17 protein-coding genes are annotated in these 22,432 nt (G+C 41.8%); 15 read left to right on the top strand and 2 right to left on the bottom strand.

What is annotated here, in order from left to right; translation table 11 throughout:
* Positions 1–329: 329 nt before the first annotated feature.
* Positions 330–776 (bottom strand): YwiB family protein, encoded by a 447-nt coding sequence (locus TT13_RS04995; RefSeq protein ID WP_027698984.1) that lies wholly within the window; start codon positions 774–776, stop codon positions 330–332.
* Positions 777–918: 142 nt separating this feature from the next.
* Here TT13_RS04995 and TT13_RS04990 point away from each other — a divergent pair, with 142 nt between their 5' ends.
* The 13 genes from TT13_RS04990 to TT13_RS04930 all read left to right on the top strand — a co-directional run bounded on the left by TT13_RS04990 (position 919) and on the right by TT13_RS04930 (position 18,573).
* Positions 919–2,283 carry an HD domain-containing protein gene (locus TT13_RS04990; RefSeq protein ID WP_027698983.1) on the top strand — a complete coding sequence of 455 codons (1,365 nt, stop codon included), beginning with the start codon at positions 919–921 and terminating at the stop codon, positions 2,281–2,283.
* A gap of 10 nt (positions 2,284–2,293) precedes the next feature.
* Positions 2,294–3,127: a Cof-type HAD-IIB family hydrolase gene (locus tag TT13_RS04985; protein WP_027698982.1), complete on the top strand. Its 834-nt coding sequence runs from the start codon at positions 2,294–2,296 to the stop codon at positions 3,125–3,127.
* A gap of 73 nt (positions 3,128–3,200) precedes the next feature.
* On the top strand, positions 3,201–3,794 hold the full coding sequence (gene rpoE, locus TT13_RS04980) for a DNA-directed RNA polymerase subunit delta (protein WP_027698981.1): 594 nt from the start codon (positions 3,201–3,203) through the stop codon (positions 3,792–3,794).
* Positions 3,795–4,102: 308 nt separating this feature from the next.
* Complete coding sequence (locus tag TT13_RS04975) at positions 4,103–5,713, top strand: CTP synthase (protein WP_027698980.1); 1,611 nt, start codon at positions 4,103–4,105, stop codon at positions 5,711–5,713.
* A 330-nt stretch (positions 5,714–6,043) separates the two neighbouring features.
* Positions 6,044–7,312 carry a UDP-N-acetylglucosamine 1-carboxyvinyltransferase gene (locus tag TT13_RS04970; protein ID WP_027698979.1) on the top strand — a complete coding sequence of 423 codons (1,269 nt, stop codon included), beginning with the start codon at positions 6,044–6,046 and terminating at the stop codon, positions 7,310–7,312.
* A 243-nt stretch (positions 7,313–7,555) separates the two neighbouring features.
* Positions 7,556–9,106, top strand: coding sequence for a degradosome RNA helicase CshA (cshA, locus tag TT13_RS04965; protein WP_027698978.1), 1,551 nt, complete (start codon positions 7,556–7,558; stop codon positions 9,104–9,106).
* A gap of 154 nt (positions 9,107–9,260) precedes the next feature.
* A complete protein-coding gene (gene alr, locus TT13_RS04960) occupies positions 9,261–10,745 on the top strand; it encodes an alanine racemase (protein WP_045476686.1) in 1,485 nt (494 codons plus the stop codon).
* A gap of 9 nt (positions 10,746–10,754) precedes the next feature.
* Complete coding sequence (locus tag TT13_RS04955; protein ID WP_027698976.1) at positions 10,755–11,138, top strand: type II toxin-antitoxin system PemK/MazF family toxin; 384 nt, start codon at positions 10,755–10,757, stop codon at positions 11,136–11,138.
* Positions 11,139–11,151: 13 nt separating this feature from the next.
* Entirely contained in the window at positions 11,152–12,669 is a 1,518-nt protein-coding gene (locus TT13_RS04950) for an ABC transporter permease/substrate-binding protein (RefSeq protein ID WP_027698975.1), read from the top strand.
* Positions 12,670–12,682: 13 nt separating this feature from the next.
* A complete protein-coding gene (locus TT13_RS04945; RefSeq protein ID WP_027698974.1) occupies positions 12,683–14,029 on the top strand; it encodes a dihydrolipoyl dehydrogenase family protein in 1,347 nt (448 codons plus the stop codon).
* A gap of 176 nt (positions 14,030–14,205) precedes the next feature.
* A complete protein-coding gene (gene helD, locus TT13_RS04940; RefSeq protein ID WP_027698973.1) occupies positions 14,206–16,491 on the top strand; it encodes an RNA polymerase recycling motor HelD in 2,286 nt (761 codons plus the stop codon).
* Between the two features lie 109 nt (positions 16,492–16,600).
* Positions 16,601–17,626, top strand: coding sequence for a tryptophan--tRNA ligase (trpS, locus tag TT13_RS04935; RefSeq protein ID WP_027698972.1), 1,026 nt, complete (start codon positions 16,601–16,603; stop codon positions 17,624–17,626).
* A gap of 14 nt (positions 17,627–17,640) precedes the next feature.
* Complete coding sequence (locus tag TT13_RS04930) at positions 17,641–18,573, top strand: Ppx/GppA phosphatase family protein (RefSeq protein WP_027698971.1); 933 nt, start codon at positions 17,641–17,643, stop codon at positions 18,571–18,573.
* A 69-nt stretch (positions 18,574–18,642) separates the two neighbouring features.
* Here the strand turns inward: TT13_RS04930 and TT13_RS04925 are convergent, their stop codons facing one another.
* Entirely contained in the window at positions 18,643–19,860 is a 1,218-nt protein-coding gene (locus TT13_RS04925; RefSeq protein WP_027698970.1) for an MFS transporter, read from the bottom strand.
* A 348-nt stretch (positions 19,861–20,208) separates the two neighbouring features.
* Here TT13_RS04925 and TT13_RS04920 point away from each other — a divergent pair, with 348 nt between their 5' ends.
* On the top strand, positions 20,209–21,156 hold the full coding sequence (locus TT13_RS04920) for an aspartate carbamoyltransferase catalytic subunit (protein ID WP_045476682.1): 948 nt from the start codon (positions 20,209–20,211) through the stop codon (positions 21,154–21,156).
* On the top strand, positions 21,140–22,420 hold the full coding sequence (locus tag TT13_RS04915; RefSeq protein ID WP_045476680.1) for a dihydroorotase: 1,281 nt from the start codon (positions 21,140–21,142) through the stop codon (positions 22,418–22,420). The genes TT13_RS04920 and TT13_RS04915 overlap by 17 nt, the downstream gene beginning before the upstream one ends.
* Positions 22,421–22,432 lie beyond the last annotated feature (12 nt).

Below are 22,432 nucleotides of genomic sequence, written 5' to 3'. Positions count from 1 at the left end.
ATAGTTGTCCACTATTCCTAGTGGATTTCATTACTCCCCAAAGTACATGAAATGTTATTTAGTTCCCTAAATTAAATAACACCCCCCGTTACCGGTTGCGTTAGTAGCCGGTGGCAGACCACCATCGCGTTCCCCCTCTTGCGTGGTGGTCTTTTTTTGTGTAAAAAATATTGGTTAAGTATATGTAGTTCTTGGAGGTATTTGCGCTTTCTTAGCTGTGTGGTTGGTTGATTATCAATATAATTATCTTGAATTTATCTAAAAATAACTTTGAAATAATAAAAGCAGACCATTGCCCCTTGGAGCGCTGGTCTGCTTTTGTTTATATTCTAATTGTTTTCTACAAAGGTCAGGTTGACCTCGTAGTTACCAATGAGAACATCATCATCACTGGCGAGAGTATATTTAATGTGAATCTCACCAGTTTGCGGATTGTTGGTTAAGACTTGCTTAATGGCAGTGGTATTAACTTTGAGGATGATATTACCGGCGGGTGAAGGATAGCGGGTAAGTGTTTCATCGGTTAGTACAAAATTGATGTGAACATCACTGCTACTATGGCGACTTAGTTGAATATTGCCATTAGGTGAGATTTTGAAAGTTACCGGGGTGGCAGTGCCATCTTGGCCGTGTTCAACATAGCGCAGGTATTGGACGTTGCCAATTTTAACGATTTTACCATTCTCGGTAAACGAAAAGCTTTCGAATTCATCAGCTTGGTTGATGCTAGTTTTAATATTTACGGTCACGGGGACACTTATTTCAGGCTTGCTCATGATTCTTCCTTTTCAAGTGGATTTTTAACTAATATTATAACGCATCTTTTAACTGAGCAGGGAGGGTCTATTTATACAACCGATTATATAAGGTATAATTGACCTTAAAATTGATTCTTAACAAATTCAGAGGAGGCAAATCATGTCAACACAAAAGCTAAAAAATGAAAAAGTTTTTCGTGACCCTGTACATGACGTTATTCGGGTTCAAGACCAGGTTATTTTGGACTTGATTGATACTAGTGAATTTCAGCGTTTGCGCCGGATTAAACAGTTAGGAATCACTTCGGAAGTCTACCATGGTGCAGAACATTCACGATTTGCGCATTCTTTGGGAGTCTATGAGATTGCGCGGCGGTTTGCTGAGCATCTTGAAAATTATTACGCAACTAAAGTCCCAGGCGATGGTTTATGGGATCCGAGTGAGCGGTTAGTTTTACTAGCCGCAGCGCTCTTACATGATTTGGGGCATGGTCCATATTCACATACTTTTGAACATATCTTTGGGACTGATCATGAAGCTTACACTCAGGCGATTATCTTATCAGAAGATACAGAAATTCATCAGGTTCTGTTGCAGGTTGCACCAGACTTTCCAGCTAAAGTAGCAGCTGTGATTGCCAAAACTTATGATAATCAGCAAGTTGTTCAGCTAATATCAAGTCAGATTGATGTAGATCGAATGGACTATCTTCTGCGCGATGCCTACTATTCAGGAGCTACCTACGGGCGCTTTGATCTGTCTAGATTAATGCAGATGATGCGTCCCTATCAAGATGGAATCGCCTTTGACGTGCGTTCGATGAATGCAGTGGAAGATTATATTATTTCGCGCTATCAGATGTATGTTCAAGTGTACTTCCACCCAGTTTCACGGGCGATGGAAGTTATGTTAACAGCGCTCCTAGCTCGCGTAAAGCATCTCTATGCTTTGAGTCAAAAGGATACTATGCGTTCAAGTGCATTTATCCCTGAAGCACTAAAGCCCCTCTTTGCCGGGGGAATCGATGTTAATTACTATTTGACCTTAGATGATGCAGTCTTGTTGGCGGCGATTAATACCTGGCGCTATGCCGATGATTCAATTTTAGCTGATTTGGCAAACCGTTTTTTGGATCGACGCCAATTCAAGTCGATTGTTATCACGGCGGGAATGGAAGATCTTTTGCCTAAGTTAAGAGAGCTTATCGCAATGGCTGGCTTTAGCCCAGAATATTATACGGCTGAAAATGATAGTTATGATTTATCGTATGATATTTATCGGCCACGTTCAAAGAAACCGCAGACGCAGATTGAATTGGTCCGACCTGATTGCAGTTTAGTTGAGCTTTCTGCTGAAAGTTCTTTGGTTGAAGCGATGTCGGGACGCTACTATGGGGATGCTCGGTTCTTTTTCCCACGAGAGATGTTAGCAGAGCAAGCAATTGATGATGTGATGGCACCAGTTTATGGCGACTTTCAGCGGTATGTGCATAATATGGAGTTGGTCCGGCCGACAGAAGATTAGGAGTGTGAAGATGACAATTAAGCTAGTGACAATTGATATTGATGATACTTTGGTAAATTCAGCACGGGAGATTACGCCACGAGTTAAGGCGGCAATTCAAGCAGCAACGGCTGCGGGGGTGAAAATTGTTTTAGCCACTGGGCGACCATTAACCGGAGTTGTTGATTATCTAGATGAGTTAGGCCTAAATAACCAGGATGACCAATTTGTTATTAACTATAACGGTGGCATGATTCAAACAACAAGTGGTAAGGTGCTTGGTGGCGGAAAGCTCGATTTAGCCGCTTATCAAGAATTACGTCAGGTTGCTGATGATTTGAATGTTTATATGCAGGTAGAAGCCGATGATGCTGCCTATACTAGCGATAATGTTGTGCCTTACCATGCTAGTCGGGAGAACTTCATTGTTAAAATGCCCCTTAAGTTTGTACCGCTTGCAGAAATGCCAGCTGACTTGCCTTATATTAAGGTAATGATGATTGGTGATGCAGCAAAGATTGATGCTGATACAGCTGCATTACCTCAAGCAATTCAAGATAAATATTATGTGGTTCGCTCAACTGCCAATTTTTTGGAGTTTATGAATCCCAAGGCCAGCAAGGGGGCTGCCTTAGAGCTATTAGCCAAGCATTTAAACCTATCAATGGATGAAACGATGGCTTTAGGTGACCAAGAAAATGATTTGACCATGATAAAAGCAGCTGGTCTGGGTGTTGCAATGGGAAATGCAGTTGAAAAAGTTAAGAAAACTGCCAATATGCAAACAACTAGTCAAAATGCTGACGGGGTTGGCCTAGCAATTGAAAAATGGGTCTTGGGGAAAAACGTGCCAGAATTAAATTAGTTACCTTGTTTAACTGGACAAAATAGGCTAGAATATAGTATTGATTATAAGACCGCGAAAGGACGTGCGTGATTTGGCATTAACACAGTTTGACGGCCAGGATAAGGCTGAGCTTTCAATGATCGAGGTAGCTCGTGCAATTTTGAATGAGAACCACGAAACAATGGCGTTTAGTGATTTGTTGAATGAGGTGCAAACATTTACTGGCAAGACCGACGAAGAAATTCGTGCGCGCTTGGGACAGTTCTACACAGACCTAAATATTGATGGTTCATTCATCTCTTTAGGTGAAAACATGTGGGGACTTCGTTCATGGTATCCGTTTGACTCAATCGATGAGGCCGTCCATTTGGATCTCGAAGAAGAGGATGGAGCACCAAAGAAGAAGCGCCGTAAGAAGATCAATGCCTTCTTGGCCGATGTTGCTGACGATGACGATGTTATCGATTACAACGATGATGATCCCGAAGATGATGATTTCGATGAAGTTGAAGAGGATGAAACAGCTGCTACGAAGGACGTAGATGATGCTGATGATTCTGACGACGACGCTGACGATGATGATGACAATTATCAAGATGAAGTTTCAGCCGGAATTGGTGAAGATATTGGTGGAATTGCTACCAATGTTGATGATGACTATGGTAGCGGTGATATTGAACGCTAACATTATCAAGGGCTAAAAAGAGTGGTGGGTTAGCATCGCTCTTTTTTGTTTATAAGAACTTGGCTTATTACTGACTTTATTTTGAATATGAATGGTGCGCTGTAGGTTAGAGGTGCCTTGACAAACTCAGAAAAGTTATGTAATATATAGTTCCGGGCTCAATAAGTATTTATTGAACGGATACAAGTTTAAATTAAGCTCCCAAGGTCAGTACTGGCATTGGGAGTTCTTTTGTTTTTAAGTGTTTTAACCAACACTGTCCCCGCTTAACAATGGTTTTTCAAGCGCAAACATGGAGGAATTTATACATGGCAACAAAGTACATTTTCGTTACTGGTGGTGTAGTTTCATCATTAGGAAAAGGAATCGTCGCGGCATCACTTGGCCGACTACTAAAAGCACGGGGCTTTAAAATTGCGGTGCAAAAATTTGATCCATATATCAATGTCGACCCAGGTACCATGTCACCATATCAACACGGTGAAACCTTTGTTACTGATGATGGTTTGGAAACGGACCTTGATTTAGGCCATTATGAGCGGTTTATTGATATCAATTTGAATAAGTATTCAAATGTAACATCTGGTCGGATTTACTCAGAAGTAATTGCTAAAGAACGCCGTGGTGATTATGATGGGGCAACCGTTCAAGTGATTCCACATATTACAAATGCTTTAAAAGAGAAGATGATGTTGGCAGCTGAGACGAAGGGTGCTGATATTGTGATTACTGAAGTTGGTGGTACGGTGGGTGATATTGAATCATTGCCATTCATCGAAGCGCTTCGCCAAATGAAGCGTGAGGTGGGGGCTGAAAACGTTGCCTATATTCATACATCATTAATTCCATATTTGAAAGCAGCTGGTGAGATGAAGACAAAGCCTACGCAACACTCAGTTGCTGAGTTGCGTTCATATGGAATCCAGCCTGACATGTTGGTCGTACGGACAGAACAACCAATTACGCAAGAAATGCGTGAAAAGCTTGCTCTCTTTACAGATGTTCAACCTGAAGCGGTAATCGAGTCATTGGATGCAGATATCTTGTATCAAGTTCCATTAAATATGCAAGCACAAGGAATGGATGATGTTATTTTGAAGCGTCTAGGCCTAACCGCGCCTGAAGCTGATATGACAAGTTGGTCAGAAATGATTGAACACATTCGCACCTTAAAGAAGTCCTTAAAGGTGACTCTGGTTGGTAAGTATGCTGATTTGCAAGATGCTTATATTTCTGTGAATGAAGCTTTGCGTGCTGGTGGATATGCAGTTGATACTGATGTTGAAATTAACGCAATTAATTCAGAGCATGTCAATGAAGACAATGTAGCAGAGTTATTGGCTGATGCAGACGGAATTATCGTGCCAGGTGGCTTTGGTTCCCGTGGTACGGAGGGTAAGATTGCAGCAATTAAGTATGCTCGTGAGAACAACCGGCCATTCTTAGGAATTTGCTTGGGAATGCAATTAGCAACGGTCGAATTTGCGCGCAACGTTTTGCATTATGCTGATGCAAACTCAATTGAATTAGATCCAGAAACTTCAGCACCAGTGATTGCTTTGATGAATGATCAAAAGGAAGTTACTGATCGTGGTGGAACCCTACGCTTGGGTCTATATCCAGCTGATTTGAAAGATGGCACAAAGACGCTGGCAATTTATGGTAAAAAGGAAATTGAAGCACGTCACCGTCACCGCTATGAATTTAATACTGACTACCGAGCTCAATTTGAAGCTGCTGGGATGGTCTTTGCAGGAACTTCACCTGATGATCGCCTAATGGAGATTATCGAGTTGCCAGCTAATGATTTCTTCATTGCTGCTCAGTATCACCCAGAGTTCTTATCACGACCTGATCGACCAGAACCACTCTATGCGGCCTTTATTAAAGCTGCTTTGGAGCAAAAAGAAGCAAAATAAGTATCTGTATGAACTAAGTGACGCTTAGTAATGCAAATAGTTCTAAAAACTGCGCTAACCTTTTGGCGCAGTTTTTTTGTAGCTAAATTTGTTGAATTGATTAGCAGACTATGGTGGACAGCGTTAATTTATAAGTAATTGCAAAAGGTCAATAAAATTAACCGACATTTCTTGTTTAAATATGTCATTTCGGTTACACTCATAAATGGAAAAGCTAAATAGCTTGACGATGTCTGATGAATGGCATTGCTAATTTAAAATGTTAGAAAGAAAATGAAGCTGGTAAGCTACGGGGGTTTTACCGGCTTTAATTTGAGAAGGATAATTGTCATGAAAAAGTTGTTAATCCATGGCGGACGGCGACTGAGCGGTGAAGTAACAATCGGTGGTGCGAAAAATTCAACCGTTGCCTTGATACCAGCTTCGATTTTGGCTGATACCGCAGTTAAGTTTGATAGTGTGCCAGGTATTTTGGATGTGCAAAACTTACAATTGATTTTGCAATCAATGAACGTGTCGTCTGAATTTAAAGGCGGCGAATTAACGATTGACCCAACACAAATTATTGAGGCAGAGTTGCCAAGTACGGCGATTAAATCTTTGCGAGCGTCATACTATTTCATGGGTTCATTACTCGGCCGTTTTGGACGGGCTACAGTGACTTTCCCAGGTGGAGACAATATTGGACCGCGACCAATTGATCAACATATTAAAGGCTTCGAAGCTTTAGGGGCTCAAGTACACGAAGAAAACGATACAATTTTTATTGATGCTCCCGACGGATTAAAAGGGGCACGGATTTTCTTAGATATGGTATCAGTTGGTGCTACGATGAACATCATCTTAGCAGCAGTTAAAGCAACTGGTACTACCATTCTTGAGAATGCGGCTAAAGAGCCAGAAATTATCGATTTAGCAACATTTTTGAATAACATGGGGGCACAAGTACGTGGTGCGGGTACAGATGTTATTCGGATTACTGGAGTGGAGCGCTTAGAAGCACATAATACACATACCATTATTCCTGATCGCATTGAGGCTGGAACTTATTTGGCAATGGCAGCTGCACAAGGCGAGGGTGTTTTGGTGAAAAATATCATTCCTGAGCATATGGAGGCCTTCACAGCTAAGTTAATCGAAGCTGGAGTTGCCTTGGATGTTCGTGAAGATTCAATCTATGTGCCCAAAACCGACGTTTTAAAACCTATTTCGATTAAGACGGCGCCATTCCCAGGTTTTGCCACAGATTTGCAACAGCCAATTACACCATTATTGGCTAAGGCTAATGGTGCATCAAAGATTTTTGAGACAATTTATCCAGCCAGAACACGTCACATCCCAGAGTTAAATAAATTGGGGATGAATATTCAGGTAATTAGCGAAGGGACGATTGAAATTAACCCAACAATAGAGCACCATGGGGACACAGTTAAAGCTGCGGAAATCCGTGCTGGCGCTGCCTTAGTAATTGCTGGTTTGATGGCCGATGGCGTTACAGTAATTGAAGATGCTGAGCATATTTTGCGTGGTTATGATCGCTTAATCCACAAGCTGACCTTCCTTAATGGTGATATTCAAATTATTGATAGTGAAGACTAATGAAAAATGACATGGCGAGCCGTGTCATTTTTTTAATTGTTAGTAAACGATTACATTGATTACCTGGTCTTTTTATGACTTGCTAATTAGGATAATGCAAGGTATTATAGATAAGTTACAATTGAATGGTATTTAAATTGAACATGGGAGAGGGCGCCGGATTGTGCCCCGTTCAAGTATGATTAATAAAACTGTTCAAGACTTTTTGGTTCCTCGCCCGAGGGACGCAGTGGAGGAAATATTTTGAAGTTTTCAGAACTAGGTCTTAGTGAAGATCTTTTGACGGCCATTGAAAAGCATGGCTATGTAGAGGCAACCCCCATTCAGGAAAAAACAATTCCTTTGACAATGGCTGGGAAGGATGTGATTGGTCAAGCCCAAACAGGAACTGGTAAAACAGCTGCCTTTGGTTTACCAATTTTGGAGATGATTGACACAGATAACCGCGATGTACAAGCGCTGATTGTCTCACCAACACGTGAATTAGCAATTCAAACTCAAGAAGAGCTATTCAAGTTGGGACGCGATAAGCATGTACGAGTTCAAGCGGTCTTTGGTGGATCAGATATTCGTCGCCAAATTACAAACTTGAATCATGGAGCTCATATCGTTGTGGGAACTCCAGGACGTTTGATTGACCATATTAATCGCGGAACGATTAAGTTGGGTCATGTTAAGACATTGGTTTTGGATGAAGCCGATGAAATGTTGAACATGGGGTTCTTGGAAGACATTGAGTCTATCTTGAAGGCTGTGCCAGACAAGCGTCAAACATTGTTGTTCTCAGCAACAATGCCACCAGCAATTAAGCGGATTGGTGTTCAGTTTATGACTGACCCAGAGCATATCCAAATTGCTGCTAAAGAATTAACCACTGATTTGGTTGATCAATATTACGTTCGCGTTCGTGAGAATGAGAAGTTTGATACTTTGACACGGATTTTGGACGTACAACAACCTGAATTAGCAATTTTGTTTGGTCGCACTAAGCGCCGTGTTGATGAGTTGACACGCGGTTTGGAATTACGTGGCTTTAAGGCTGCTGGTATTCACGGTGATTTGACCCAACAAAAGCGGACACAAGTTTTGAAGCAATTCAAGGCTAAGGAAATTACCATTTTGGTGGCAACTGATGTTGCTGCTCGTGGCTTGGATATTTCTGGTGTTACTCATGTTTACAACTTTGATATTCCACAAGATCCAGAATCATATGTTCACCGTATCGGCCGGACAGGTCGTGCCGGTGCCCATGGTAATTCAGTAACATTTGTTACAAATGCCGAGATGGATTACTTGAAGGATATCGAAAAGTTGACTAAGAAGCGGATGCAACCACTTAAGCCAGCAACTCGCGAAGAAGCTATTGCAGGGCGTTTGTCAGTTGCAGCAGCTGATGTTGAAGCTGCGGTTAGTGCAGTTGATTCATCAATCTTTGCGGATGCAGCCGCAGAATTAGTTGAGAAGTATGATGCCAAGACATTGGCTGCTGCGCTATTGAGTGCTGTGGCAAATGTTGCGCTAATGGACGAGAGCTTTAGCTTGTCACATGAGCGTCCATTACCACGTAAGCGTTCAGGCTTTGGTGGTCGTCGTGAAGGCGGTAATGGTGGTGGCGGTCGCCGTAGTGGTGGCTACCGTGGCGGCGATCGTCGTGGCGGTGGTGATCGCGGTGGTCGTGAACGTCGTTCATACGATCGTGGTTCACGTACCGGTTCAGGTGATCGGTCACAACGCGGACGTTCAGGAGCTCCACGTCGTTCAGGACGTGACTTCGTAATCCGTAATAATGATTAAAATTTAAAACAAAGAGTCTCAAATCTAACGGTTTGAGGCTCTTTGTTTTATGAACTAACTTATTATAAGTTTAAGTTCTCAATAAAAGTTATCACCATCTTTACAGGGTTGTTATAATGAAAAGATAAATATCTTGAGGGAGCAAAGTTAAATTATGATTTTTGGGAATGGAATTGATGCACAGGAAATTGACGCAGTGGCCAAGATTGCTAAACGCCGCCCCCGATTTGTTGATGTAATTTTAACTCCTGGGGAGAAAGCCCTTTATTTAACAAAGCAAGGGAAACATCAGGACGAATTTTTGGCTGGTCGTTTTTCAGTTAAAGAGGCTTATTCAAAGGCATTAGGAACTGGAATTGGGGCAGCAGTTTCTTGGCAAGATTTAGAAATTATGACTAATGCGGCGGGACAACCCTTTTTAGCCAAACATCCTAAAGAAGGTGAGTTAGTTGCACACGTTTCAATCTCACATACTGGTAATGTAGTACATAGTTCGGTTATCTTAGAGCAACGAGAAAATTTTGATCAATTGGTTAGCTCACACCGACCAGCTTGGCTTGAAATATCAGCTAAAGCGCTGGCCCATAATGTTAAGTATGTACGCGACTTAACAAAAGCAAAACGCTTTTTTGCGGTTGTTAAAGCAAACGCCTACGGACATGGGATGAACCAAGTCGTTACAGCCGCCTTGGCCGCAAAGGTTGATGGATTCGCAGTTGCAACTTTGGATGAGGGTATTCGTCTTCGTAATTTAGATGTTACTTTACCAATTTTGGTGCTGGGAATTAGTCCCGCTGAGGATGCGAGCTTGTTGGCTAAGTATGCTTTGATTCCAGTTGTTGCAACAACGAGCTGGTTGACCGCTGCAAGTGAATTTTTGCAACCAGCTGATAAGCTATCAGTCTGGTTAGCGATTGATACAGGTATGGGTCGGATTGGTTTTCGAGAGACTGATGACTTAGAAGCGGCGATTAAATTAATTGATGCGAATGAACAACTGGACTTGCATAGTATTGGGATGCACTTTGCAACAGCGGATGGACCAAACAAAGCATATTTTGAAAAACAACTTACTCGTTGGCAAAATTTAATTACTGACTTGCAGTTAGATCAAAAAGTACTTTTGCACTTGGCTAACTCGGGAACAGCTCTATGGCACCAACAACCCAGCTTGGATTTGGTACGAGTTGGTGCAGCTATGTATGGGATTGATCCATCACAAGGGACATTGGAGCACCGAGCTTTGCAACCTGTTTTGAGTTTGAAAGCTCAACTAGTCCATGTTAAACAAGTTGCGGCTGGTGAATCAATTTCTTATGGGGCAACTTATACTACTCAATCGGCCGAATGGATTGGAACCTTGCCAATCGGTTATGCTGATGGGTATGCGCGTAGTTTACAAGGTATGACTGGCTTGTTGCCTGATGGCCGGAAAGTTGAGATTGTCGGTCGGATTGCAATGGATCAGATGATGGTACGCCTACCGGATGAAGTACCAGTTGGTACGGTCGTTACCTTAATTGGTCAAGTTGGTGATCAAGCGATTAGTTTAGAAGATTTAGCTGATAAAAGAGCAACAATTCCATATGAGATTGCAACCAGCCTAGCGGTACGCTTACCAAGACGGCTAGTTGATTGAGGATTAAGCATGACAAAAAAAACACATGAGCCAATCAAACGTGGTGATATTTATTTTGCAGATTTATCGCCAGTCAAAGGCTCAGAGCAAGGTGGACAACGACCAGTAATTATTATTCAAAATGATGTTGGCAATAATTTTTCGCCAACGGTAATCGTTGCCCCCATAACTGCTCAGCTAACAAAAAGTAAATTACCTACACATGTTGCAATGCCATCTACGATTAATGTTACTGGGGTTGCGCGCGATTCAGTTATTCTAGCCGAGCAGATTAGAACAATTGATAAAAGACGACTACAAGATAAGCTTGGGATATTACCCAAGTCATTAATGGATAAAGTTGACCAAGCCTTGATAATTAGTTTAGGTTTGGTTCGCGAGGAAGGCAGGTAGGAGTAACTCCACCATGATAAGTTCACTTACGGGCCGCTGGTCTGATTTATTATTAGCACTATGGCAGCATATTCAATTAACCGCTTGTGCGCTATTGTTGGCAGCACTTTTAGCAATTCCATTAGCAGTGTGGGCCTTAAGGCATAAAAAGTCTGCGGAAATAATCTTGCAAGTAACGGGGATTTTACAAACCATTCCTTCCCTAGCAGTTTTAGCAATTATGATTCCCCTAGTAGGGATTGGTTTTCCAGCAGCACTAACTGCTTTGGTTGTGTATGCGCTATTGCCAATTTTTCAAAACACTTATTTAGGGCTATCTCAGATTGAACCTGAATTGATTGATTCAGCGCAAGCATTAGGCTTACCAAGAAATAAAATTCTTTGGCATGTGCGATTCCCGCTAGCACAGGATAGTATTATTGCTGGTTTACGAACGGCTGCAGTAATGATTGTCGGAACTGGAACTTTGGCGGCCTTAATTGGTGCTGGTGGTTTAGGTTCATTTATTCTGTTAGGAATCAGTCGCAATGATAACAGTTTGTTAATTATTGGTGCCCTAACCTCAGCTTTATTAGCAATTGTTGTGACCCTTGGTATTCAATGGATTGGTAAATTACGAGCACTTTTTCGTTGGTCAATCTTGGCAGTCCTTTTAGGTGGTATAACAATTGGTACGGTTACGCCAATGCTAATTCATCGGACGAATAATACGGTTATTATTGCCGGAAAGTTGGGTTCTGAACCAGCAATTTTGATTGCCATGTATAAGGATTTGATTCAGGTAGAAGAACCCAATCTTAAGATTGTAACTAAGGATAATTTTGGGACAACATCCTTTTTGTATACAGCTTTAAAAAATAATGATATTAGTATCTACCCAGAATTTACTGGTACTGTATTATCGGATATAGCACCTAAACCAGTGACTTTACCGGCGGGTGCTTCAGCTAAAATGACCTATTATAAAGCACAACAGGTAGCCCAAAAATTAGACTTAACGTTAGGTAAACCAAGTCAATTTAATGATACCTATGCATTGGCGGTTAAAGAAAGTTTAGCTAAAAAATATGATTTAGTAACCATTGGTGATTTAGCTAAGGTACCAAGTATGCAAGGTGGGATGACAGCTGAGTTTTTGGATCGCCAGGATGGCTGGCCCGGGGTGGCTAAAGCCTATGGACTTACAAATATCAACACAACTAGTTTTGATCCTGATTTACGGTATCAAGCGATTGCGCAAGACAAGGTTGCTTTAGTTGATGCTTATAGTACAGATTCGCAATTAAGGCAATATCATTTGCAAATACTTCAGGATAATCAACATTTCTTCCCAGCTTACCAAGCAGTACCAATGATGAAAACGAGTTTTGCCAAGGACCACCCAGAGATTGTGCGAGCCTTGAATCGTTTAGCTGGAAAAATTACGGACCAAGAGATGCAGCAAATGAATTATTTGGTGAACGTTAAGCATCATTCCGCAAATCAAGTTGCCAAAACATATTTAACGCAGCATCATTTACTAAAGAACTAAGGGAGATTGAACGATGATGAATGAACACTTTGATGTAGGGATTATTGGTTCTGGTCCAGCCGGCTTATCAGCCGCTTTTGCATTAAAAGCAGCTGGTAAGTCAGTTGTTATCATTGAAGAGTATCTTTGGGGTGGTACTTGCCCTAATTATGGCTGCGATCCGAAAAAAATGTTATTAGGGGCCGTTGAAGCCAAACAACAGGCTGAACAATTAGTGCCCGCTGGCTTAACAGGTAGTTTAGACTTGGACTGGTCAGTTTTGATGCGCCATAAAATGGCTTTTACTGAACCAGTTGCAGCACGTAAAATTGTCGGTCTAGATGAAGCTGGCATAATTCACCGTTATGGTCATGCGAGCTTTATCGATAATCAAACTGTAAAATTATCCGAGCAGACAATTACGGCAAATAACTGGGTAATTGCTACTGGTACGCAGCCGGCTAGATTAGATGTGCCTGGGGATCAATACCTATTAGATAATGAAGACTTTTTAAATCTTACAACGATGCCAGCCGAAATTGTTTTGGTTGGTGGTGGCTTTATCGCAATCGAATTTGCTAATTTAGCGGCCGCAGTTGGGACAAAAGTGCATATTATTTTAAAAGGGACGGCAATCTTAACTGAGTTTGATCAAACTTTGACTCAAAAATTGAAGCAGGCCATGCAGGCTAAAGGTATCACGTTCCATGATAATTTTATGACGCAAGCCGTGCAAAAGCAGGGTCAGCGAATTGAGCTACTTGCCAATGATGGTCGGATTGTTAGTGCTGATAGTGGGTTTGTCGCGATTGGTCGTCGTGGAAATACTGATGCTCTAAATCTGGCAGCTGCTAATGTTGAGCTTACAGATAGTCTGGTTAAAGTTGATGGTTATTTAAAGACAACAGCTGACAATATTTACGCTGCGGGTGATGTAACTAATTTAGCAGTGCCAAAGTTGACGCCAACGGCTTCGACTCAAGGTCGCTATGTTGCCCAACATATTTTAGGCCTTAATACTGAGCAAATTCATTTCCCAGCGACACCAGTAGTCGTCTTTGGTGCACCAAAGCTAGCCCAAGTGGGGGTGAACCCAGATATAGCCATTGAACAAGGCTACCAAGTTACAGAATTTGATATGACTAGGTGGATGGGGTATTACCGAAATCTTGAACCATTAGCGCAAGCGCACATTGTGTTGAATGAGTCCGGCGTGATTGTTGGAGCAAGTGTCTTAGCTAGTCATGCAGATGAGTTAATTAATTATCTGACAGTCGCTATTAATCGGCGGCAAAATCAAAAAGATTTGCGTAGTGAAATGTATGCTTATCCCTCACTTGGTTCGGATATAACGACCTTTTTAGGGGCAGCAATGGACTAAGAATTTAAGCTGACTGTTGATATTAGGAATAATATTAGCGGTCACTTTTTTGTTTGAGTAAATCAGAGTTGAACCTGTACAATAGTGATGAAATATATCTTTAAAAAGGTGAAAGTCATTTAACGGGCGTAGTTTATTTTGACTATCCAAATTAAATTAGAAACTAGGAAAATAAGATGGATGAAGAAAAAGTAAAAGAACAGGCGCGCTTAGACAAGGTTGTAGCTGTAATTGATGATCAGCTAGAAACTGCCAAAGAGGTCTATGCTGATGCACATGCCGAAACCCGCGCTGTTGAGGGGAACTATTTAGATAATATTTCGATTAACACCATTGAACTTGATGATGCCATGGAAACCAACGCTGAAGTGCAGCAACAGCGTAATATTGTTGCTCGTGTGGTTGAAACAGAAACCATTATGCGAAAAAATGTCGAAACACTGACCAATTTGCGACCAAGTCCTTATTTTGGTCGAATCGATATTATGGAAGAGGATAGGGACACACTATACATTGGTTTGGCTTCCTTACAAGATGAAAAGCAGGGCTTTTTAATTTATGATTGGCGTGCACCAATTAGTGGGATTTATTATAACGGAACGCTGGGACCGGTCAACTATGAAACACCCGCCGGTGAAGAAACTGTGGAGCTTTTAAAGAAACGTCAATTTAATATTACAGATAGTCAGATTGTAAATATGTTTGATACCGATGAAACAGTTGGAGATGAGATGCTGCAATACGCTTTAGGTCAGGCTAGCGATAGCACAATGCGTAACATTGTTGCAACGATTCAACAAGAACAAAATATGATTATTCGTGACACCCATAGTGACTTATTAGTAGTTCAAGGAGTTGCAGGTTCAGGAAAAACATCGGCAATTTTGCAAAGAATTGCCTTTCTCCTTTTTCATGCCCGGGAAGAATTAAACAGTGATCAAATTGTCCTTTTCTCACCCAACCGGCTGTTCTCAAGTTATATTGCGGATGTCTTGCCATCTTTGGGCGAGCGCAATATGCGGCAAGTAACCTTAGCTGAATTCTTGTCGGCTCGTCTAGAAGGCTTAAAAGTACAAACCATCTTTGAACGTTATGAACAGGGCAATCATCAAGGTGGGCATGCCAGTCAGGCAATTCAAACTAAATTAGAGGCGGCAAGTATTTTAAAACACTTGGCTGCATATGTTGACCAATTAACGGCCGAAACCATTCATTTTACAGATATTAATTTTCAAGGCAATGTGTTTTTCGGGCGGGAAGCAATGGTTAAAATTTTCAGTGAACTACCACAGGCTTATTCAGTCCGTGAGCGAGTAGCGCAAACGCAAAAGCGATTAGATGAACGCTTATTACGGCGAATTAATCGCATGATTAATGATGATTGGGTCGTGGAAGCGTTGAATAATATGGATCGTTATCAATATAATGATTTATTGGCTGGTCAATTAGATGAAACGATTGCTGACGAAGAAAATATGCCAGCAACAATGGCAATTGCCAGCCACCATTTCTTAGAGCGTAGTCTGCAAAGTGTAGCTGATGCAATCTATAATGGCTTTTTCTTTGATATTTATGAACAATACAGTGATTTTCTTGCTTATATGGCAAAGCACAGTGAGTTACCAGCCGACTGGTGGTTAGCTAAGCAAGAGCGCTTTTTGCGAGAGTTAGAGTATCACCGAATTGATTTAGAGGATGCTAGCCCCTTGCTATACTTACGTGATTTATTAAGCGGTGCAGGAACAAACCAACAAATGCGTTATGTCTTTGTAGATGAGATGCAAGATTATTCAATGGCACAACTACTGTATCTACAACATGCCTTCCCGACAGCTAAATTCACGCTACTTGGTGACAGCGAACAAGCATTGTTTCGTGAGATTGAACAACCGCAGGCCTTATTAACTAAGTATAGCCGGGCTTTTGCTGCAAAAAATCCAGCCATGGTTGTGTTGAATAAAGCTTACCGGTCAACTCAGGAAATTATGGCTTTTGCAAAAGCACTCTTACCTGATGGACAGCAGATTACCGCCTTTACACGTTCAGGTAAGCAGCCAAGCATCTTAGTAACGAATCATGTAAATCAGGCGAGTGTGCTTGAAAGTGCAATTGATAGTGCTATGAATGATTGGGGTACAGTGGCAATTTTAACCAAGACCCAGGCTCAAGCAAACCAAGTTGCTACACTATTGGCTGATAGCAAGCTTGATTATCAATTGTTAAGTGCTGATGATCGGACGCGAACTGCACCAGTGTTGATTATGCCAATTTATCTAGCTAAGGGCTTAGAATTTGATGCCGTAATTGGCTTTGATGTTTCGCAAGCTAACTATCCAAATCAAATTGCGAATGGCCTGCTCTATACCTTAGCATCAAGAGCAATGCACGAATTAGTTTTGCTAAGTGTTGGTCCGGCTACCGAAGCAATTAACCGGGTTGCTGAAACCTTGGTTTGGAAATAGCGAAGAAGGTTGTTATAAAGGTCAAAAATGCTTACAATAATAATCGACAAATCAAATGCTAAAGGCATTAAACAAGAGCAGATGTGTTAGCTGCTAGAAAGAGTTAATTATGACAGATAAAGCGGTTCTTTTAACTGGTGATCGACCAACAGGTAAGTTACATATTGGTCACTATGTTGGTTCTTTGAAAAACCGGGTGGCAATGCAGAATTCTGGCGAATATGATCCTTTTATCATGATTGCCGACAAGCAAGCCTTTACGGATAATGCCCGTGACCCTCAAAAGATTCACAACTCCTTACTTGAAGTTGCATTGGACTATCTTGCGGTTGGCCTTGACCCAAGTAAGTCGACCATTTTTGTACAAACAGCCGTACCAGAACTATCAGAACTTACTGAGTATTTTTTGAATCTAGTTTCTGTTGCGCGCCTACAACGTAACCCTACGGTTAAGGCTGAGATTCAACAAAAGGGCTTTGGTGAGAGTATCCCAGCTGGCTTCTTTACTTACCCAGTATCGCAAGCGGCTGATATTGCAATCTTCAAAGGGCAGGTTGTGCCAGTTGGTGATGACCAAGAACCAATGTTGGAACAAACACGCGAAATTATTCGCACTTTTAATCGTTATTATGGGGATGATAAAGATATTTTAGTTGAGCCACAGGGCGTTTTCCCACCAAAGGGTCAGGGACGTATTCCAGGCCTTGATGGAAATTCTAAGATGTCAAAGTCACTTGGTAATGCAATTTATATTAGCGATGACGCTGATACGTTGTGGACTAAGGTAAAGTCAATGTATACTGATCCAACCCATATTAAATTAACTGATCCAGGCCACGTTGAAGGCAATATGGTATTTAGTTATTTGGATATTTTTGACCAGGATAAAGAGCAAGTTGCAGCCTTGAAGGCGCAGTATCAAGCTGGTGGCCTTGGTGACATGAAAATCAAGAAGTACCTTTTTGAAGTGCTTGACCAAGAATTTGCACCAATGCGAGAGCGTCGGGCTGAGTTTGCTACTGACCGTGATCAAGTTTTGCAAATGCTAGCCGATGGTTCTGCTAAGGCACGTCAGCGAGCACAAGCAACCATGGATGAAGTGCGTAATGCAATGGGCATTAATTACTGGCGTTAATTTGAGGGAAAATTATGAAGTATTTAGCAATTATTGATCTAGGCTCTAATTCAACTCGGATGGTAGTTGAAGAATTGCAAGCCGATGGTAGCTATCAAGAATTAAAGCGACGTAAATTAGATACTCGTTTGGCTGAGGGGATGGGACAAAATGATGGTGCTCTCACTGATGCTGCGATGAATCGAGTACTGGCTGCTTTAGTCGAATTTCAAGCTGATTATATTGAGTATGCTGATATTAAAGTCTTGGGAATTGCGACTGCGGCTGTGCGTGAAGCTAGTAATCAAATTGAGTTTTTAGATCGGATTTATCATACAGTTGGGGTTGAAATCCGGGTCTTAACTGGTGATCAAGAGGCTTATTACGATTATTTAGGAGCTCTTTCTGCACTAGAAATTAACGATGCTTGGCTACTGGATACTGGTGGCGCTTCAGTTGAATTAGTCGGTATCGAAGATTGTATGGCCGCTAACTTTATTTCTCTGCCAATTGGTGCGGTCAATTTGGCTGAGAAATTCAATTTAAATTGTGACGAACTCATCACACCAGCCAACATTATGCGAGCACAAAAGTGTGTCCGCCAGCAATTTGAGCGCTTGCCTTGGCTAGACGAGGCTTTAACCTTACCAATTATTGTTTTAGGTGGGGCTAACCGGTCTTTAGCACGTTTAAATCGGCAACAACATCAGCTTGATGCAACAAATAATTTTCATGGCTATGAAATGCAAGCAAGTGAAGTGTTAGCAACCTTTAATGAAATGGTCGAACTAACTAAGGCTGAGCGAGCTAAACTCTTGGGTGCCGAAGCTAATCGGGCTGATATTATCATCTCGGGACTACTACCATTGGTTGAATTAATCAAACAAACCGGAGCTAAACAAATTATTTTTTCAGCATCGGGTGTTCGTGAAGGTATTTTACGAGAATATCAGTTACAAAAGCATTAATGATATTAAAAAGGCTAAGCCAATGCTCATTTATAGATGAGTTTTGACTTAGCCTTTTTTTGTTAGTTTTTAAAGTGCAGAGTAATTTTTATTCCGCAAGTTTTTAATAGTCAACATTACTAAGAAACTTAGGATATACAATACAGAGATGAAAAGCATGACGGTCATGATATTGTAACGGTCTAGAATAAAGCCAATGATTAGTGATGAGAAACCGCCAATACAACGGCCAGTATTCATAATTACATTATTGGCCGTTGCACGAATCTCAGCAGGGTAGAGCCGGCTTACAATGGCACCAAAGCCAGTAAACATTCCATTTGAGAAGTAGCCAACTAGAGCACCCGCAAAGAGTAAAGCAACCATATTAGTTGGTAGTGTTAGCACATAAACTGAGATAGCAGAAGCTAATAAGAAAATTCCGTAGGCAACGCGTGGGCCAATGCGATCGAGAATCTGACCAAAGGTTAGCATTCCAGCACACATCCCGATGATTGTCGCAATCATCCAAGTTGAACTACCAGCTACAGTCAGATGAAGCTTGGTTTGCATAATAGTTGGTAGCCAGTTCATTAGGCCAAAGTAACCAGCAATTTGCACAATTGCCATCCACATCAAAGCAACAGTTTGATAGGCAAGCCCAGGGGTTTGGAACAAAGCGCTTAACTTACCAGGCTGTACCTTACTGGTTGTTTGAGTGGGGATGCTTTCTGTTAAATTCCGTTGAATAAAGAGGACCAAAATTACCGGAATAAAACCAAAGAGGAAGAGGTAATGCCAACCAAGTTTTGGTAGGATAATCATTGCTAACATTGCAGCAACCAAGGTACCAACTTGACCGGCAACGGCAACCCAAGAAGAAACCCGGCCGAGAGATTTTTTAGCGAAGCTTTCGGCTAGAATCGTCATGCCAATCCCATATTCACCACCACCACCAATGCCGGCAATGAAGCGGAAAACATAGATACTAGTTAAACTATGGGCAAAAAACATCATGCCAGTCGCAATACCGAAAATCAAGATTGACAAGGCAAAGGTTTTAACGCGGCCAACGCGGTCAGCTAAAATACCAAAACTTACACCACCCAAGAGCATCCCTAAGTTAGTAACGGTTGAAATTGAACCAGCTTGGGTCGCAGTTAAATGCAATTCAGCGATGATTGATGATAGGGCGAATGATAAAAACATCACGTCCATCATTTCTAAACCAAAGCCAGACGCGGTTAGCGACACCGCTTTGGTTTGGTAGCCACGCTGCTGAGCTAAGTTACTACTTGCTAAATCCATATTAAATTATCCTCCAAATGCCAGATCACAGGCTGGCTTAATTTACTGTTATTCACAATAGCATGTTAACAATTGCAAGGCAAGCATCAATATTATTCGGCTTTTACTGATGTATTTGCAAAATAACAGTTTGCTTTTTTGGTAAAAAAGCGTATTATGTTAACAACAACTAAAGCCCTTTAATTGAGTCCGAGAGACTTGAAAGGAACACCTGCTGATTTTCACCCGTTGGGGGTGCTAGAAATCAAAAAATACGTGTGACTTCCGGAGTACTCTTTTGGTATTCCGGATTTTTTTATGCGTAGGTAGTCCAAATATCGGCTTGCATCTGTAAGAGGAGATATATTCATGGAAAACTTTACTAACTTGAACCTACTATCAAATGAGGAACTCGCTGATTTAATTGATACGGCCTTGGCATACAAGCATGGCGAAATTGAACTACCAACGAAGGGGCATTATGTAACGAACCTCTTCTTTGAAAATTCAACGCGGACGCAGAGTTCATTCCAAATGGCCGAGCAACGTTTAGGTTGGAATACAATCCAGATTGATCCATCAACTTCATCAACTAGTAAGGGTGAAACCATTGCTGATACGCTTAAGACCTTAGGGGCAATTGGCGTTGAAGTGGTCGTAATGCGGCATTCACAAAATGACTGGTATGCACCACTCCTAGCCGAGCGTTCAGCATTGTTGCCAAAGTTAGTTAATGGTGGGGATGGTTCTGGACAGCATCCCTCACAATCACTATTAGACTTGATTACGATTTATGAAGAATTTGGTCACTTTGAAGGTTTGAATATCCGAATCGTTGGTGACTTGAGTCACTCACGAGTAGCTCATTCAAATGCCGAAATTCTACAACGTCTGGGGGCAAACTTAACTTTTGCCGGACCAGCCGAATGGTATCCAACGGAATTTAACCGTTTTGGTCACTGGGTTGATATGGACGAAGATATTGAACAACTTGATGTAATGATGATGCTACGGGTACAACATGAGCGGATGGCGCCCCGTGAAAATGGGCAATTTTCAAAGCAAGAGTATCACGAAACTTTTGGGTTAAGTGAGGCTCGTTATAGCCGCTTGAATGACCATGCAATCATTATGCACCCAGCACCAGTAAATCGTGATGTAGAAATTGCCGATCGTTTGGTTGAAGCAGCTAAGTCACGGATTTTCAAACAGATGACAAACGGGGTTTATGCGCGGATGGCGATTTTGACAAAGCTTTATGACGATGCAATGGAAGAAGTTGATACAGCTGAGGTGCATTATGGCCGTGCTTATTAAGAATGCGCGTATTTTAATCAGGGACAATCAAACACAATTAGTTGATGTCTTGATTGAAGGAGGCCGTGTAGTTGCCTTGGCTGAAACGCTACAAGAAACTGCGGACACAGTAATCAATGCGGATGGCGCTTTGCTCACACCGGGATTAGTCGATGTGCATGTGCACTTCCGTGAGCCCGGTTTTGCCTATAAAGAAACAATTTTAACTGGGTCACAAGCGGCTGCCCGGGGTGGTTTTACCACCGTGTTAGCAATGCCCAATTTAAATCCAGTACCGGCGACTGTTGAAGCTTTTAAATTTGTGCAGGCTAAGAATTTGGAAGATGGGCAGGTACACATCGAACAATATGGGGCAATTTCAGCTGAATTAACTTCAGTTGAAGTTAGCGACTTAACTGCACTAGCTGAAGCGGGGGCAATTGCTTTTTCAAATGACGGTAAAGGGGTACAAAAGGCTAGTACGATGTTGCTAGCAATGCAAACGGCCGCAAAATTAGGCAAACCGTTGGTTGCTCATTTGGAAGATGAAAGTCTGGTCAAGGGCGGGGTGATGAATGCGGGGACGCAAGCACAAAAATTGGGACTACCTGGCATTGAGCCTTTAGCCGAGTCAGCACAATTAGCACGTGATTTAATGTTAGCCTATGCTACAGGTGTGCACTATCATGTGGCGCATTTATCAACTAAGGAATCGGTGGCTTTAGTTAGGCTTGCCAAAGCACAAGGCGTAAATGTGACGGCTGAAGTATCACCACACCATTTATTGCTTGATGAATCAATGATTACGGCTGACAATGCCTTGTTTAAGATGAATCCACCATTGCGTACGGCCACAGACCGAGCAGCTGTTTTGGCCGGTCTATTAGACGGGACAATTGATATGATTGCAACCGACCATGCGCCACATAGTGAAAGCGAGAAGCAAGGTGGTTTTGTGGGAGCAGCTTTTGGAATTACAGGAATTGAAACCAGTTTTCAATTGATGTACACCAAATTTGTTAAGACCGGTATCGCGACCTTAGAACAATTGTTAAATTGGATGAATCGCAATGCCATTGATAGTTTTAATTTGAATGCACCTAGTCAAATCATGGTCGGGATGATTGCCGATTTGGCCCTCTTTGACTTAGAACATGCGCATGAAATAAAGGCTGATGAATTTTTATCAAAAGGTAAGAATACTCCCTTTATCGGTAGTGAAGTCTACGGGATGACCAAAGCTACCTTTGTCAACGGACAACTTGTCTACCAAGCTAAAAAATAGTAGGAGAATAAC

It is taken from the genome of Weissella oryzae SG25 (assembly GCF_000691805.2).
GTDB lineage: Bacteria > Bacillota > Bacilli > Lactobacillales > Lactobacillaceae > Weissella > Weissella oryzae.
This window is presented reverse-complemented; position numbering and strand designations above follow the sequence as displayed.